The sequence below is a fragment of the Candidatus Albibeggiatoa sp. nov. BB20 genome, from assembly GCA_016744725.1.
Lineage (GTDB): Bacteria > Pseudomonadota > Gammaproteobacteria > Beggiatoales > Beggiatoaceae > Albibeggiatoa.
On the sequence record JADGDW010000014.1, the window covers coordinates 26,082 to 39,915 of the forward strand.

At 37.1% G+C, this 13,834-nt stretch carries 13 protein-coding genes; 9 read left to right on the forward strand and 4 right to left on the reverse strand.

Annotated features, from left to right (window positions below; all coding sequences use genetic code 11):
* On the reverse strand, positions 1-253 hold a 253-nt coding region (locus tag ABXH34_RS02980; RefSeq protein WP_353570374.1), incomplete at its 3' end, for a glycosyltransferase.
* Between the two features lie 246 nt (positions 254-499).
* On the opposite strand from ABXH34_RS02980, the gene leuB reads away from it, so the two are divergent.
* The 5 genes from leuB to ABXH34_RS03005 all read left to right on the forward strand — a co-directional run bounded on the left by leuB (position 500) and on the right by ABXH34_RS03005 (position 6,654).
* Positions 500-1,582: a 3-isopropylmalate dehydrogenase gene (gene leuB, locus ABXH34_RS02985; RefSeq protein ID WP_353570375.1), complete on the forward strand. Its 1,083-nt coding sequence runs from the start codon at positions 500-502 to the stop codon at positions 1,580-1,582.
* 467 nt (positions 1,583-2,049) lie between these two features.
* Positions 2,050-2,979 carry an efflux RND transporter periplasmic adaptor subunit gene (locus ABXH34_RS02990; RefSeq protein WP_353570376.1) on the forward strand — a complete coding sequence of 310 codons (930 nt, stop codon included), beginning with the start codon at positions 2,050-2,052 and terminating at the stop codon, positions 2,977-2,979.
* A complete protein-coding gene (locus ABXH34_RS02995; RefSeq protein WP_353570377.1) occupies positions 2,976-3,137 on the forward strand; it encodes a hypothetical protein in 162 nt (53 codons plus the stop codon). Before ABXH34_RS02990 ends, ABXH34_RS02995 begins: the two co-directional genes overlap by 4 nt.
* Positions 3,137-6,190 (forward strand): efflux RND transporter permease subunit, encoded by a 3,054-nt coding sequence (locus ABXH34_RS03000; RefSeq protein ID WP_353570378.1) that lies wholly within the window; start codon positions 3,137-3,139, stop codon positions 6,188-6,190. Before ABXH34_RS02995 ends, ABXH34_RS03000 begins: the two co-directional genes overlap by 1 nt.
* A 65-nt stretch (positions 6,191-6,255) precedes the next feature.
* Positions 6,256-6,654, forward strand: coding sequence for a nuclear transport factor 2 family protein (locus tag ABXH34_RS03005; RefSeq protein ID WP_353570379.1), 399 nt, complete (start codon positions 6,256-6,258; stop codon positions 6,652-6,654).
* A 249-nt stretch (positions 6,655-6,903) separates the two neighbouring features.
* Here the strand turns inward: ABXH34_RS03005 and ABXH34_RS03010 are convergent, their stop codons facing one another.
* On the reverse strand, positions 6,904-8,202 hold the full coding sequence (locus ABXH34_RS03010; RefSeq protein WP_353570380.1) for a citrate synthase: 1,299 nt from the start codon (positions 8,200-8,202) through the stop codon (positions 6,904-6,906).
* 414 nt (positions 8,203-8,616) lie between these two features.
* Here ABXH34_RS03010 and ABXH34_RS03015 point away from each other — a divergent pair, with 414 nt between their 5' ends.
* Positions 8,617-9,096, forward strand: coding sequence for a prepilin-type N-terminal cleavage/methylation domain-containing protein (locus ABXH34_RS03015; RefSeq protein WP_353570381.1), 480 nt, complete (start codon positions 8,617-8,619; stop codon positions 9,094-9,096).
* On the forward strand, positions 9,089-9,469 hold the full coding sequence (locus ABXH34_RS03020; protein WP_353570382.1) for a type II secretion system protein: 381 nt from the start codon (positions 9,089-9,091) through the stop codon (positions 9,467-9,469). Before ABXH34_RS03015 ends, ABXH34_RS03020 begins: the two co-directional genes overlap by 8 nt.
* 462 nt (positions 9,470-9,931) lie before the next feature.
* Here the strand turns inward: ABXH34_RS03020 and ABXH34_RS03025 are convergent, their stop codons facing one another.
* Entirely contained in the window at positions 9,932-10,897 is a 966-nt protein-coding gene (locus tag ABXH34_RS03025; RefSeq protein ID WP_353570383.1) for an ABC transporter substrate-binding protein, read from the reverse strand.
* Between the two features lie 316 nt (positions 10,898-11,213).
* Between ABXH34_RS03025 and ABXH34_RS03030 the strand changes: the two genes are divergently transcribed.
* Positions 11,214-11,423, forward strand: coding sequence for a transposase (locus ABXH34_RS03030; RefSeq protein ID WP_353570384.1), 210 nt, complete (start codon positions 11,214-11,216; stop codon positions 11,421-11,423).
* Between the two features lie 188 nt (positions 11,424-11,611).
* On the opposite strand, the gene ABXH34_RS03035 is transcribed toward ABXH34_RS03030, so the two are convergent.
* Positions 11,612-12,541: a TauD/TfdA family dioxygenase gene (locus tag ABXH34_RS03035; RefSeq protein WP_353570385.1), complete on the reverse strand. Its 930-nt coding sequence runs from the start codon at positions 12,539-12,541 to the stop codon at positions 11,612-11,614.
* A gap of 398 nt (positions 12,542-12,939) precedes the next feature.
* Between ABXH34_RS03035 and dsrA the strand changes: the two genes are divergently transcribed.
* Positions 12,940-13,834, forward strand: an 895-nt coding sequence (gene dsrA, locus ABXH34_RS03040; protein ID WP_353570386.1) for a dissimilatory-type sulfite reductase subunit alpha, incomplete at its 3' end; no start/stop codon positions are given.

Genomic DNA, 13,834 nt, shown 5'->3' on the forward strand with positions numbered 1-13,834 from the left:
CACTGAGAAAAACCAGCACTGTTCCAGTTGCAACTTGTGCCCCTAAATTCATTTGCTGGGCACGTCCACGTAAACTAGTGACGACATTATCAGCCAAAGGGGTTGCAAGCTGGCAAGTATTATCGCTGCTACCACCATCTACAACAATCACTTCATGACCTTGTTCACGTAAAGTTTGTAGAGGAGTTAATGTATCAATAATACTTGCTTGGGCATTGAAGGTAGGAATAATGATGGAAAGTAAACCTTGCAAAATAACTACCTCACTTTGACTCTCAAACCGCTTGAGATAGTCCATTGTATGCAAACTTGTCGTAACTCACAAGTGAAACAATCAACAAGCTAAATTGTCAATACCATTGTAAGCTACTTTTATTTATTCATTTTTATTTGTAAGGTAATCATAGAAAATCTGGGGTAAAAATTGATACTGATTAAGGTTTTATTCTATACTAGCTCGCTTTTATAAAAATCGCGTATCAACCTAAAGAGAAATATTATGAGTCATGTTATTGCCATGTTAGCGGGTGATGGAATTGGTCCTGAGATTATGACTGAAGCGGAAAAAGTATTAAATACTTTAAAATCCAACTTTGGTCTTGATATTGAGTTAGAGCAAGCCTTAGTTGGTGGTGCTGCAATTGATGCGACAGGCGGCCCTTTACCTGCTGAAACCTTAGCATTAGCAAAAAAATCAGATGCGGTATTACTTGGTGCAGTTGGTGGTCCAAAATGGGAACCTTTGGATATTTCAATCCGTCCTGAAAAAGGCTTATTAGGTTTACGGGCAGAATTGAATTTATTTGCAAATTTACGTCCCGCGATTTTATACCCAGAATTAGCCAACGCTTCAACCTTAAAACCTGAAGTGGTTGCAGGCTTAGACCTTTTAATTGTACGTGAATTGACAGGCGGGATTTATTTTGGTCAACCACGTGGCATTCGTACCAATGATAATGGTGAACAAGAAGGCTTTAACACCTTAGTTTATGCTGAAAGTGAAATTGAACGTATTGCACGGATTGGTTTTGAAAGTGCGCAGAAACGTGAGAAACGCTTATGTTCTGTAGATAAAGCCAATGTATTAGAAGCAACAGAATTCTGGCGTAATGTGGTTGATCGTGTTGCTAAAGATTACCCTGAAGTGGAAGTGACTCACATGTATGTTGATAATGCGGCAATGCAATTAGTTCGTTATCCAAAACAGTTTGATGTGATGGTGACAACAAATATGTTTGGCGATATTTTATCTGATTTGGCTTCTCAGTTAACAGGTTCTATCGGCATGTTGCCTTCTGCGTCTTTGGATGAGAATAATAAGGGTATGTATGAGCCAAGTCATGGTTCTGCCCCTGATATTGCAGGTCAAGGCATTGCAAATCCATTGGCAACAATTTTGTCTGTAGCGATGTTATTACGTTATAGCTTAAATCAAACAGCATTAGCGGATAAAATAGAAGCCGCTGTAAGCCAAGTGCTTAAAGAGGGTTTACGTACTAAAGATATTGCTGGTGACGGTGGCACAGAAGTGAGCACAGCTCAAATGGGTGATGCGGTTGTTAAAGCTTTATTAGCGGGCTAAATTTTATATTTGGAACTGGCAGTCCTTAAATGTTAAAAAGCCCTTTGTTGGGATAAATCAAGATTGCCAGCTTTCCTATAAAGTTCAGTTGAAATCTATAAATCAAATATTTTATACCTCATCATATTCATTTAAATTCAAAATTTAATCATTAAAAATTGTTAGGTGTATCGGCTGAAACTATATTTTAAATACCCTCTCCAATCAAGCTAAGCAAATGATTGCAATGCTTTAACAATATGCTTTGTTTTCGCAGGATATAAATAATCTGAAAAAACATGGCTTGAATCCACAATTTTAATGATTAAGTATTTTATAAAATTGACATTTACAATGTAATACATTGATATTATACAATAAAATAATACATGAAAATAAACCGTATTTTGTAATAGTTTATACTTCTTGACCTGTTTTAATGAATAGTGCTATGTTGAATGATGACAATACAGACTTTAGGAATTGCTATGCAACTTGTCTCTAAACTTGTATTACTTGGCTTGGTTAGCCTTGTACTTACTGCTTGTCTACCTGAACCTGAAGAAATTGCCCCACCTCCCAATCTTATTCGCCCCATCAAAATTATTACGGTTGATGACCAAAGCAGTAAAAATCTGCGTACTTTCCCTGCGACTGTTGAAGCAGTTAATGAAGCTAAACTCGCTTTTAGAGTCAATGGACAAATGATTAAACGTCCTGTCAAAGCAGGTCAGGAAATCAAAAAAGGTCAACTCATTGCTCAGCTTGACCCTAAAGATTTTCAGACCCAAGTATTTGACCGCCAAGCGCGTTATAACTTAGCCAAAGCACAATATGATCGCGCCGCGAAAGTGGTGAAACAGGGTCATGTTTCCAAAGCGGATTTTGATTCACGCAAAGCTGAAATGTTGGCAGCCAAAGCAGGATTAAAACAAGCAAAAGACAATCTTAGCTATACTAAAATTTACGCGCCATTTACGGGTGAAGTGTCTAAAGTCTATGCGGATAATTACGAACAGGTAAATATAGGAAAATCAATAGTGATGATGCAAAGCTCTGATAATATTTATATTGCATTTCAAGCACCTGAACAAGTCGTGGCCTCAGTAGAAGATCGAGAACAAGCCAAAAAAGCCAAAAACCAAGTTATTTTTGATGCGCGTCCTGAACAAACTTTTTTAGCCGATTTTCATGAAATTGATACGCAAGCTGATTCGGCAACTCGAACCTATAAAGTACGTTTGATGCTTAAAAAGCCTAAAAACTTTAATGTATTGCCTGGCATGTCAGCCAAAGTAGTTGTTGATTTGGCCTTAATTTCTAATCAAACCAAAACCACTATAAAAATCCCATCTGCTTGTGTATTCAAGTCTGAGCGAGACGGATTGCAATATGGGTATATGATGAGACCACATTGAAAGTTAACAAACGAGAAGTGTCCGTGGGTACATTAACCGCAGCGGGTATTGAAATATTAAGTGGTGTTAAGCTAGGAGAACAAATTGTCGCGGCAGGTGTTACCCAAATTCAAGAAAATACCAAAGTACGCCCACTATCAAATGAAAGGGGGCTGTAATGAATCTGGCCGTCTATGCGATTGAACATCGTACAATTAGTCTTATGTTTACCCTGATTTTATTGATTGGAGGCATTATTGCCTTTACGGGTTTAGGGCGGTTGGAAGACCCGCAATTCACGATTAAACAAGCCTTGGTTGTGACTCAATATCCGGGTGCATCACCGCTGGAAGTGGAAGAAGAGGTGACATTACCAATTGAAAATGCAATTCAAAGCTTGCCCTATGTAGATTTTATCCGCTCCATCAGTAGTGCAGGTTTATCTCAAATCGAAGTAGAAATGAAAGAGAAATATGACGGTGAAGCATTAGTACAAATTTGGGATGAATTACGTAGAAAAGTAAATGACTTGCAACCCTATCTTCCTCCCGGTGCTAATCCACCACGGGTTTTTGATGATTTTGGGGATGTCTTTGGTATTTTATTAGTGGTTACAGGAAAAGATTATTCTTATCAAGAACTTGAGAATTATGTTGATTATCTACGTCGTGATTTAGTATTAATCGATGGAGTGGGCAAAGTACAAGTCACAGGTAATCAGCAAGCCCAAGTTTTTGTTGAAATTTCCCGCCATCGCATGGCCGAGCTGGGCATCTCTGTGCAACGTTTATATCAATTATTAGCAGCTCAAAATGTAGTCTCCAATGCAGGGCATATTCAAGTGGGACGGGAATATATTCGTATCAATCCTACGGGTGCATATAGTGATGTCAGCGAATTAGAACAACTGGTTGTTAGTAACCAAGGCGCAAGCCAACAAATTTATTTAGGTGATGTCGCTAAGGTTACACGCGGTTTTGCCGAAATCCCCAGCCATTTATATCGTTATGAAGGTGAAAGAGCATTATCACTCGGTATTTCATTTGCCAAAAATATCAATGTCACCATCGTCGGTAAAGCCATTGAAAAGAGATTAGTTGAACTCGAAGTATATCGCCCCATCGGTATCAATATTGCCGAAGTCTATAACCAGCCAAAAGAAGTTGAAAAATCAGTGAATGCTTTTCTGGTTAACTTGGGTGAAGCAGTATTAATTGTGATTGGTGTATTGTTATTTTTCATGGGGATACGTAGTGGAATTTTGATGGGTTTGATTTTATTTCTCACTATTCTCGGCACATTCATTGGTATGCAATTATTAGAAGTCAATTTACAACGGATTTCACTGGGTGCTTTAATTATTGCACTGGGGATGCTGGTAGATAATGCGATTGTGGTCACAGATGGGATTTTAGTTGGATTAAAACGTGGGCTGACTCGATTAGAAGCGGCAAAAGAAGTGGTGGCTAATACCCAATTTCCATTGCTTGGGGCAACCGTGATTGCCATTATGGCATTTGCACCGATTGGTTTATCTCAAGATGCGGTCGGCGAATTTGTTGGTACATTATTTACGGTATTGATGGTTTCTTTATTATTAAGTTGGGTTACAGCCATTACCTTAACACCTTATTTTGCCAGCATCTTTTTTAAAGAACAAATAGCCAATGCGGGAGGCGAGCAAGATGATCCTTATAAAGGCTTTATTTTTAGTATTTACCGCTTTGTGCTACGTGTATGCCTAAGATTTCGGTTTGTATTCTTATTGCTGATGGTTGTGGCTTTAGTCGCTAGTATTTACGGGTTTACACTGGTTAAGCAATCTTTCTTCCCATCCTCAAATACCCCAATGTTTTTTGCTCATTTATGGCTGCCTGAAGGAACAGATATTCGTTACACGGAGCTAAAAGTCGCAGAAATTGAAAAATATGTTAAACAAGATGAGCATATTACTGCAGTCACGGCTTCGATTGGGCGTGGTGCAGACCGATTCATGCTGACTTATTCGCCAGAAAAACAATATGCCTCGTATGCCATGTTATTGGTACAAGTGGACACCAAAGAAAATATTGATTCGTCTCTGGCGTTGTTGAGCAAACGCTTAGCGGAAAACTTCCCTGATGTGTTTGCTAAATTGGATCGTTTACAAATTGGGCCGGGAGATAATGCGAAAATTCAAGCTCGTATTAGTGGCCCTGACCCTGAAGTATTACGTCAATTATCCCAAAAAGTGAAGCAGATTTTTCATAGCAACCCATACGCAACCAATATTCGAGATGATTGGCGTGAGCCTGTGAAAATCATTCGACCGCAGTTTGAAGAAACATGGGCAAGACGGGTTGGCATCAGTAAGCAAGATGTTGATGAAGCGTTGCGTTTGAATTTCTCAGGTTTATCAATTGGTTTATATCGTGAAGGCGTTGATTTATTACCCATTATTTTGCGACCACCTCAGGATGAACGCGAAGAAGTAAATAGCTTGAATGAAATCCAAATTTGGAGCAGCATTTATCAACGTTATGTGCCTATTTCTCAAGTGGTTTCTGGATTTGAAACGGTATGGGAAGACGCTTTGGTTGTACGCCGAGACCGTAAACGCACTATGACTATCATGGCAGACCCCGATCATCGTGGTCATATCAATGCGGATCAGTTATTTAAACAGATCAGACCTCAAGTTGAAGCAATTGCATTACCTGAAGGTTATCAATTTGAATGGGGTGGAGAATACGAAAGTGCAACCGATGCTCAGGCTTCACTTTTCAGTTCTTTGCCTATGGGCTATTTGTTTATGTTCATGATTACAGTGTTTTTATTTGATAATCTGCGCCAGCCGTTAGTGATTTGGGCAACCGTGCCATTAGCCATTATTGGTGTCACCACAGGTATGTTATTGATGAATGCCGAATTTGGTTTTATGTCTTTGTTAGGCTTTTTAAGCTTGTCAGGAATGTTATTGAAAAATGGTATCGTGCTGGTCGAGCAAATTAAATTAGAGCAAGAGCAGGGCAAAGAACCCTATGAGGCAGTATTTCATGCTTCAGTCAGTCGGGTGATTGCGGTATTCATGGCGGCAGTTACCACGATTCTTGGTTTGATTCCACTCTTATTTGATGCGTTTTATAACAGTATGGCAGTGGTCATCATGTTTGGTTTGGGCTTTGCGACTGTACTCACCTTATTGGTGATTCCTGTGTTATATACGGTTGTATATGGCATTAAAATTAAATAGATGGATTTGAAGCTGTTTAAACATGATAGTTTAGGCAGTTTCTACAATTTAAAAGGGAATAATCAATGAATTCAGTAGAAATCGAACAGCTATTAAAACAATATTATGCGGCATGGGGCACAGGCAATCCTGAGAATGTGATTCAATTTTTTACCAACAATGCTGTATTTGAGGATTTAGCATTTGGCGCGAAGTTTGTGGGTATTGATGAAATCCGCTCATTTGTAGTATTAACTTACAGTGGCGTACCAGATTTTAAAGTTGAACCGACACAAATTGTAGCAGGTGATAATAATTCAGCCGCTGCATCATGGGTGATGTCAGGTACGCATATAGGTGATTTGCCAAATCTGCCTGCTAGTCAAAAACGTTTTGAAGTTCGAGCCAGTTCAATTATCACATTGAAAAATGAGCTTATTTTTGACATTAAGGATTATTGGAATCCTAATACGTTTCTCAAATAACTGACTAATAGAATTAAATCGAAATAGCGATAAAATAATCTCAACAAATGAGCTTCATTTTTCAAATTTTAAATCAACAGCCCTTTGAAGATGAGTGGTTCTGTTAGTTAAAAACTAATCACAACTAAAATGGAATTTAGCATAGGTTGCAAAAGTAATGTGGGGCACATCATACTATTTATATGACAAAAAAATAGGCACGCTAAAATGAATTAGAATGCCTACTTTCAGCTAACTTAAATACAAAAATTAACGTTCTGCAATTGGCGTATAATCACGCGCTGCATAGCCAGTATAAACTTGGCGAGGACGGCCAATTTTCAAGCCTGGTTCTTCTACCATTTCTTTCCATTGTGCAATCCAGCCAACTGAACGTGCTACAGCAAATAATGGTGTAAACATGTTAGTTGGGATGCCTAAAGCACTTAAGATAATGCCTGAGTAGAAATCAACGTTTGGATATAATTTACGATCTACGAAGTATTCGTCTTCTAAAGCAATGCGTTCTAATTCCATTGCGATTTGGAACATAGGCTGTTGATCGCCAGCATCCAAAGCTTCTAATAATTCATGACATGCTTTGCGGATGATTGTCGCACGAGGGTCAAAGTTTTTGTAAACACGATGTCCAAAGCCCATAAGACGGGTTGGATTTTCTTTGTCTTTAACTTTTTCGATGAAGCTAGGAATATTTTTCACATCACCGATTTCATTTAACATTTTGATAACAGCTTCGTTTGCACCGCCGTGAGCAGGCCCCCAAAGTGTCGCAATACCCGCAGAAATACATGCATAAGGATTAGCTTGTGAACTACCTGCTAAACGTACAGTCGATGTACTTGCATTTTGCTCGTGGTCAGCATGTAAAATTAACATGATATCTAAAGCACGTACGGCTGTTGCATTCAATGTAGATTCACGATTAGGTAAATCAAACATCATATTTGCAAAGTTTTCTACGTAGTTTAAGTCATGACGTGGATAAACGTAAGGACGGCCTAATAAATAACGGAAGCTTTTCGCAGCAATCGTAGGCATTTTCGCCACAACACGCATTGCGCATAATTCACGGTGTTCTGGGTTATAAATATCCATTTCTTCGTGGTAGAAACTAGACATACCACCCACAACGCCGACTAACATTGCCATAGGGTGAGCATCACGTTTGAATCCATTGAAGAAACCAATTAATGATTCATGTAACAAAGATAAACGTTTGATTTTACCTTCAAACTCAACCATCTCTGTTTGAGTAGGCAATTCACCATTGAGTAATAAATAGCAAACTTCTAAATAAGTACTATTTTCTGCTAACTGATCAATAGGATAACCACGGTGTAATAAAATACCATTGTCACCGTCAATATAACTAATCGCACTCTCACAACTTGCCGTTGTTACAAATGCAGGATCAAAAGTAAACATGCCTAATTCTTTGGCAATACCTTGACACTCAATGACTGGCTGTCCAAGCGTACCTTTACGGACTGGACATTCGACTGACTTACCCGTTGTATTATCCGTAATTGTGACAGTTTCAGTACTCATTATACCCCCTTTTTATGTAGGAAAAGGCCAACAGTTAAACCACAATGTGCAAAAAAATGGTTTGCTTGCTGGGATAAAGCTTGCCGCACTGCAACATAAAGTAGCAGAAATGGAGAGGAAATGACAATTTTTTTCGGTCTTTATTTAACTATTATAAAACAGTGCTGTTTGTATAATATGCTAATAAATAAAGAAATATATACCAATAAAAAAACTTTTCTATAAAAATATCTTTAGGTTTGTATAAAGCTTTATATATACAAAACCTTAGCGTATTATCCTTACTTAGGCCATAAAGTCAATTAATTTGTTCATAAGTTTAGTTATAAGCTTAAGTTTTTCACAACCATTAGTGGCTTAAAATGATAGAATTTAAGCTTAGATATGAGACTTTTACTTAAAATGATGAATATAATGAATCGTGGTTTTACACTTATTGAGTTGATGGTGGTGATGGCTATTATTGCAATGGCAGCCGTTTTGGTTGTGCCGCGAATCAATGCCAGTCAATCAACGTTCTTTCAATCTGATGTAAGAGCAGCCCTAAGCGTTTTAAAATATGGTCGTCGGATGTCTATTATCCAAGGGAAAGATACCACTGTGGTTTTACAAAGCAATACCCAACAAGCACCGCGACCCCTAAGATTAAAGCCTGACCACTGGATAGCTCGTAGTGCAGGTTTACAATGTCAGTCTCAATCTGATGCTGAAGACAAAGAAAAGCAGGATAATGAAGAAAAAAAAGAGATGACTTGTAGCATTACATTTTATCCTGAAGGTGGCAGTAGTGGCAGCGAAATTTTAATGAGTTTTAAGCATTATCGAGCCAAAATCACTTTGAATCCATTAACAGGTAAGGCTGAATGGGAAATGTTGGAGTTTGAACGTGAATAAGCAAAATGGATTTACTTTACTAGAAATTATTGTTGCAATGGCGATTATTGCGTTAGCGTTAGGCACTAGTTTTAGCCTGTTGGCGAACAGTAAGCGTTTAGCATTTAAAGCGGCATATCAGATTGAGCAAGTTGTATTTTTGCGTTCAGCGATTAATATTTCTCAATTGCGTGAAGAGCCAGAATATCCAGAACACCCCGATGATCATGTGCGTAATTTGGAACTGGAAACCGAAGAGATTTTAGAACCACCCGATCGTCAAACCAGTAAAATCCAAATCGGCATTGAACCATACTTATTAGAGGACAGTGAGCGTGGAATAAAAATTCCTATGCTGCGTTTGAAAAAATTGAAAGTTGGGGAGTCAAATTAAATAATTTAAAATTTATGGATATTTTCTATATTTTGATCTTAATATAAAAAATAAACATACAAGCATAATTCCCAAAACAAAAAAGGCAGTAATTAATATTTTAATAGAAATGATGTTAAAAAATAACAGCGTATTTTCTAGTAATAAAAGTAAGGGGAGTAGTGTTCTATCCTGACCATATTCCTTTGTTAAAAAAATCAATACAGAGATGACCAAGCTAAAGTATAAATAGTCAGTATTATCCCATTTTATATCAAACTCAATATATTTCGCAGTAATTGAAAGAATGATTGCTATTTTAAAAAAAAACATCATGTCTTCTACGAGTCGTTGCTTTATCATCAATATAAGCACCATCAGATAAAGCTTGTAAACCAAGGAACGGTGTAACTGTTTCTAGCCACAATACTACATAATATAATCCTGTTTTATATTTGGATTGCTACTCTGTTTATAAAGCATTTATTCCTGACCAATGACATTAACAACCTTTAATAATTCCGAGTTAAACTCAATACCTAAACGTTTAGCCAATTTCAAATTAATATAAATTTCCCCTGTTCGGTTTTTCACAATTGGAAGTGAACTAGGTGAATAACCTTTAAGAATAGTTAAAGCGGCTTTGGCAGCCCATTTTCCCTGCTCTTCTGCTGACTTAGTAATGCTATAAACTGCAAATTTTGTCATCCAATCAATAACATTACCCGTTATTATTCTGGTTTCCTCTAAAACAAACTGTTCTGCCAAATCATCGTCCCAACCTTCAAGAGGATGGTTAATCAAAAGCAGCATATCTACTTCTGTTTGTAATCTTTGATAAGTGGTTTTCCATTGTTCAAAATTACTGGCATAATAAATTTTATGATATTGGGTTTTATGTACAGATTGCTGATATTTAACATTTTTACGTGTAGATAAAGTGTCAGCAGATAATACACCCACTCTATTCCCTTTAGCATAGCGTGCCATTCGCTTAATTAAAGTATGAGATAAATCAACTTCTATCATGCCCGTTATATTTTTATAAGGATAGCCATATATAGAAGCATCCCAATTGAGTCCACAGAAAACAAAAGGTAAACTATCATTTTTATAAAAGGGTTCAACCAAATATTTTGACGCATTATCGTCAGACACGATGACGACATCAGGCTTTAATTTTTCAATCAATTGGCGTGCTTTATTTGCCATCATTATTTTAAATTGTTCTGACTTATTGCGTTTTGTATTCATTTCAAAAGTATGCAAACTCAGCCCATCATCAGTAATATAAGGTTCTAATATTATTTTAATGCTTTGCTGAATACCTTTACTCCAAGGATATCCTGAGTGATAAGAGTCGATATGCAACACTTTTTTATTGGCATACTCATTTGCAGAAGAATTAACCGCAGTTGTGAACAATAAGATAATTAGAAGTAACTTCACAATCATTTCCCTATTTTAACTAAGCAAACTTTTCAGCTAAACCGTATATATGATTCAGCTGAAAAAGAAATATTTTAATAGATAAAGATTTAATTGTATGTACTTTGTCATAATTAAATAATACGCTAAGTTAGAATAAAATCACTTAACTTAGTTCAATACCATCACCATTAAGTAGCAATTTCAGAGGAATGAATCTGTCCAACACGAGCAGATTGAGTAATTATTTGAGAAATAAAATCATCATCTATGGATTCAATCTCTTAGCCAGGTTTTTATAAGGTGATATAACTTTTTTAATTTTATTAAAAATATCATGTTCGAGGGTAGTTGCAATAAAAATGTCATGGAAACTTACTTCAAACAGGCTTTACTTCCCGCTCTTGGAGGTGGATTTACTATTATCCTTGATAATGCTTTCTTCCATAAATCAAAGGCTTTAGCCGAAATCATTGAACAGCATGGATGTCAATTATTGTTTTTGTTTCCCGACTCTCCTGATTTTAATCCCATTGAACATTGTTGAGCTGTGCTTAAACGGTGTGCTCAAAATATACGGTGTAACATTGATAATATTTATCAAACCATTTTTATTGCATTAAAATAATAACTCTTTATATGGAATTTTCTATAATATAACACTAGACATAAATTATCTCTATCAATAACAATCTATTCAATTGAGTATATGAAAATAGATAACTTTCCGCTATATCAAACCTCCCGAACGTTATCATAATACCGAATTCGATAAATCAAACGCTGCGCTGTTAAATCATCTCCATTTTTAAACCCACTGCGATTGTGTAATACATTATTACAAATCAAGCCTTGATTCGGTTCTAAACGATGGCGAAAAATATATGGCGAATCCGAGTTTAAGAACCCATTCAGCTCTGCCACGGCTTCTTTGACAATGGGTGCATCCTTCCAAACAATATGACGTTTGCGTGCCGTATAACGTGTATAGAGGCCGCCTTGTTCGTTAATTGAAAACACTGAGCCCACCGACTCTGCGCGTAAGATTTGCCCATTTTGCTCATTGGCGGGTATTGTCATTACATCATCTTGCATCAACGCTTCAATATAGGCTGGATTCTTATCACGTAAATGAATGTAAACTAACTCATTATCCACTACTTGATTATCACCGCCTTCCAATGCAGAGCGACCACAATGCAATAGCATCACCTGCACAGGTTTACCCGCCTCATTGTAATAACCATCAGTGTGCCAGTTGATCGGCTTATTTGTATATGGAATGTAATCATGACGTTCACCACCTGCTTCTACTTGCAAGGGTGTGATTCCATCCTCCCCTTCAGCAGTTAAAGTACGATCAATATGTTCCAGCCCAAATTGTTTTCCTAATAAAGCCAAACTGTTTTTATTAACATTGGTATCAGTTTCTATCTGATAAAAAGCCATATTGGTTTTGTATAATAGCCTCAATATTTGAGTTTTTTCAGAAAACGCCAGATTTTCGGGATTTTTTATGGGGATAATCAAATCTTTTATACCCACAGGATAGCCTTCTAACTTACTGTCTCTCCAAGCTAAATAACTAGCACTGTTAGATAAATAAAAGGGGCTTGCTTGACGCTCCTGAGAATTCATGCTAAATGGTATTTGTATGTTTTTCATAATATCCTTCTTGACTTTAAACTGAAAGCTGACTATTTTTATCAACTATAAAAAGGTGCTTTTAGCAAAATGTTTAACCTAGGTAAAAATAAAAACCCTGCATAATAGCTTGATATTTATTTTTAATTTTTTACTTGACTAAACATCACTAAATTACTATTTTATTATATTACGATGTAGTAATAATATAAAACCACAGTATACTTTCAAGTAAAAAGTTTATTGTGCGCTGCAATAAAATAAAAACTAGAAAATACGCAACAAAGTAAAAGTTTTTGGATGGAGTGGTTTCACCTTGTTGACCTCTCTTAACGAATAATCAGAAACAGTGGTATGTCTTAAGACAAAACGTCTTAACAGCCACATTTCACCTTAGAGACATATCAGGAGCTGAGCAGATGGCAAAAGAGATGCACCAAACACCTAACCTTGACCAGTTAGAAAGCGGCCCATGGCCAAGTTTTGTAACTGGCTTAAAACGGTTAGCAAACGATGAGGGTAAACCTTATCAAGATATGATGGTTGACTTATTAGGTCAATTAGAGCACTCCTACCAAACACGTAAAGGTTACTGGAAAGGTGGTACTGTAGGCGTTATAGGTTACGGTGGCGGTGTTATTCCTCGTTTCTCTGAAGTGGCTGCTAAGTTCCCAGCGTCTAAAGAATTCCATACATTGCGTATCCAGCCACCAGCGGGTATGCACTATAACACTGACATCATGCGTAAATTCTGCGACATCTGGGAAAAATATGGATCAGGTTTAATCGCATTTCATGGCCAAAGTGGCGACATCATGTTCCAAGGTGTAAGTACTGATAAAGTACAGCCTGCATTTGATGAATTAAACAAATTAGGTTTTGACTTAGGTGGTGCAGGTCCTGCGGTTCGTACAGGTATGTCTTGCGTAGGTGCAGCACGTTGTGAACAGTCTTGCGCTGATGAGCAACAAATTCACCGCACTTTGGTTAATAACTTCCTTGATGACATGCACCGTCCAGCATTACCTTATAAATTCAAATTCAAGGTATCAGGTTGTCCAAATGATTGCATGAACTCAATTGAACGTGCAGATATGTCAATCATTGGTACATGGCGTGATGACATCAAAGTCAAGCAAGAAGAAGTCATCAAATTTGTTGCTGATAAAGGCCGCAAATATGTGATTGACAATGTGATTTCTCGTTGCCCAACGAATGTATTATCTTTAAATGATGATGACACTTTAGACATTGATAACCGTAACTGCGTACGTTGTATGCATTGCATTAATGTTATGACTAAAGCCTTATCTC

Coding starts and splice junctions, on each gene's coding strand:
- ABXH34_RS03005 (WP_353570379.1), top strand. CDS start 6,256: ATGAATTCAGTAGAAATCGAACAGCTATTAAAACAATATTATGCGGCA.
- ABXH34_RS03010 (WP_353570380.1), bottom strand. CDS start 8,202: ATGAGTACTGAAACTGTCACAATTACGGATAATACAACGGGTAAGTCA.
- ABXH34_RS03030 (WP_353570384.1), top strand. CDS start 11,214: ATGTTCGAGGGTAGTTGCAATAAAAATGTCATGGAAACTTACTTCAAA.
- ABXH34_RS03035 (WP_353570385.1), bottom strand. CDS start 12,541: ATGAAAAACATACAAATACCATTTAGCATGAATTCTCAGGAGCGTCAA.
- leuB (WP_353570375.1), top strand. CDS start 500: ATGAGTCATGTTATTGCCATGTTAGCGGGTGATGGAATTGGTCCTGAG.
- ABXH34_RS03015 (WP_353570381.1), top strand. CDS start 8,617: ATGAATCGTGGTTTTACACTTATTGAGTTGATGGTGGTGATGGCTATT.
- ABXH34_RS03000 (WP_353570378.1), top strand. CDS start 3,137: ATGAATCTGGCCGTCTATGCGATTGAACATCGTACAATTAGTCTTATG.
- ABXH34_RS02990 (WP_353570376.1), top strand. CDS start 2,050: ATGCAACTTGTCTCTAAACTTGTATTACTTGGCTTGGTTAGCCTTGTA.